The 2,485-nt window shown below is 58.6% G+C and carries 2 protein-coding genes; one reads left to right on the forward strand and one right to left on the reverse strand.

Annotation, left to right across the window (positions count from 1 at the left end):
* Window positions 1-211 precede the first annotated feature (211 nt).
* Complete coding sequence (locus WA354_RS15005) at window positions 212-1,252, forward strand: ComEC/Rec2 family competence protein (protein WP_472813829.1); 1,041 nt, start codon at window positions 212-214, stop codon at window positions 1,250-1,252.
* Window positions 1,253-1,498: 246 nt separating this feature from the next.
* Here the strand turns inward: WA354_RS15005 and WA354_RS15010 are convergent.
* A partial coding sequence (locus WA354_RS15010) for a glycosyltransferase (RefSeq protein ID WP_472813830.1) occupies window positions 1,499-2,485 on the reverse strand: 987 nt, incomplete at its 5' end.

Raw genomic sequence — 2,485 nt, forward strand, 5'->3', positions numbered from 1 at the left:
GGTATGGCCTCAGGCGGCCATCAGGTTGGGAATGAATACAAGATGAATGGCCACACAGTGCGGCACTTTCTATTTTACCAGTAGTGCGGTTTTCAGGCCCGTTTGGACCCAGTTCCCCAACTAATGCTTGGTCTTATACACTCTTCGGCAAATGCGAACTGCCGCTCACCAGCCCGCCAGCCCAACTGATAGCCCCCGGAACTTCTTCCGCATGCACGCTTTCCGGCTTCCGCTCTCGGCCCTCGCTCTCGCGCTGTTTTTCGCGCCAATTGCAACCATGCAGGCGCAAACGGAGGGAAAAGGCCTGCAAATCTACGCCATCGACGTAGAAGGCGGCCAGGCCACACTCCTCGTATCGCCCACAGGCCATTCACTGCTCGTCGATACGGGGTGGCCCGGCAACAACGGCCGCGACGCCCAGCGCATTGAGGCGGCGATGAAAGAGGCCGGGATCACCATGATCGACAAGGTGCTCATTACCCACTTCCATGTCGATCACGTCGGTGGCGTGCCAAACCTAGTCGAGCACGTTAAGGTCGGCGAGTTTCTGGATCACGGTGTCAACCGGGAAGACTCGGAGATCACACGCCACGACTACGCCGCCTATATCAAGGCGATCGGCACTACGCCGCGCCGCACTGTCCATCCGGGCGACACCATCGATATTCCCGACCTCAACATCATCGTTCTCACGGCTGACGGCGAACACATCAAATCGGTCCCCGGCGTGAAGCCGGAACCGAACTCCTATTGCGCCTCCGAGCCAAAGTGGGATCTCGACACCACTGAAAATCCTCGCTCAGCAGGTATCCTGGTGCGCTTCGGCAAATTCCGTTTTCTTGACCTCGGCGACCTGACCAAGGCGAAGGAAATTCCGCTGGTCTGCCCTGACAACCTCATCGGACCTGTCGACCTGTATCTTGTGAACCATCATGGATTCGACCTGTCGAACTCGCGGGCATTTGTCGACGCCATTCAACCTCGTGTAGCCATCATGGATAACGGCGCGCACAAGGCCGGCAGTCCCGAGGCCTGGCAAACCGTGCACGAAAGCCCCGGCCTGCAGGATCTGTACATGCTGCACACGGCTGAAGACTCCGACGCCGCCCACAACAGCGCTGAGCCGCTTATTGCCAACCTGAAAGGTGGCAGCGACGGAGCGTATTTCAAGGTTGTCGCGCATCAGAACGGCAGCTTCAGTGTGACCAACTCGCGCACGGGAAAAACGAAGAACTACCCGCTCGCACAGTGAGTGTTTTCTGATGTTGCGCAGTGAGTGTTTGCTGATGTTATTACGGTCGCATCGGGGCTCGACTTCCGAGTGTTCTATTGTGTAAGACTTTACGGGAATATAAACTTTAGATCGTCGCTGCCTGTCTGATAAGCCTCGGCTTGAAATTGTCGAGGGTAAACGCAAAGGAAAGCGGCCCCGGATCCACGACCGTAAAGCCGGCTGGCAAGCCGGTCATGATCGATGTTTCTTGCCCGACAAACTGGACTAGGATTTGCGTTCCGTTTTTGCCTGCAGTGCCTCCAGCGCATCGCACGCCGTCTTTACGCCATCTTCGCCGCGCAGTTGCTCGGCGACCGCGCGAGCTTTTTCCGCGAGACTCGGATCGTCGAGCATTTTGCGGATCTTGCGCGTCACCTTCTTCGGCGTATAGCCCGCCTTTTGGATGACCTTGGCAACGCCGAGCCGCTTCATGCGCCGCGCATTATCGGGCTGATCGTGCGAGTACGGCATGATCAGCATCGGCTTGCCGGCGCGCAGACACTGCCCGACCGTCCCAACACCGCCCTGGTGCACCACGAGGGATGCCCGCGAAAACAGCGCGGAATACGGCGCATACTCGGCCACGCAAATCGACTCCGGCAACTTCTGCTTCGGCTTGTTACGCGGGTCACTCCCAATCAGCAGTACTGCTCGTTTGCCAAGGTCCATTGCGGACTTTGCCGACACCTCGTAGAAATTTCCGGCAGCCAGCACCGCCGCCGATCCCAGCGTAAACACAATTGGAGGCTTTCCGCCTGCGACAAATTCTTCGAGGTGCGGCGGCAGCTTCGCATTACCCGCATCGGCATCGTAATAGGCGAATCCGGTTATCAGCGTGTTTGGCGGCCAGTCTTTTTGTTCAGTGCCCAGCACCCGCGAAAAGAGCGCCAGCACCAGGTACGGCGAGTGCTTCGCATCAAACAGCGGATTTTCGCCGCGTTGGAGGCCCAGTTCCTGCCGCAATTCGTAAATCGGCTCGGGCCATTTGCGGCTCACAAACCGCGCGACGCGCTTGATCACGCGCCCGAATCCCGGCACCTTTTTGTCAGCCTTTGCCAGCTTCGGATACGGCGGCAGCACCGGTGGATCGAAAGCCGAGAAGAACGATAACGGCGCCAGCACATAGCTTGCCCACGGAATCCCGGTCACTTCCGCCACGATCGGCCCGGCGTAATTCAACTCGCCCAGCAGCAGCAGATCGGCGCGCACCGG

The organism is Occallatibacter sp., assembly GCF_049802275.1.
Taxonomy (GTDB): domain Bacteria; phylum Acidobacteriota; class Terriglobia; order Terriglobales; family Acidobacteriaceae; genus Telmatobacter.

Excerpts from the sequence above, each read along its gene's own strand:
- WA354_RS15005 (WP_472813829.1), top strand. The coding sequence starts at position 212 with ATGCACGCTTTCCGGCTTCCGCTCTCGGCCCTCGCTCTCGCGCTGTTT.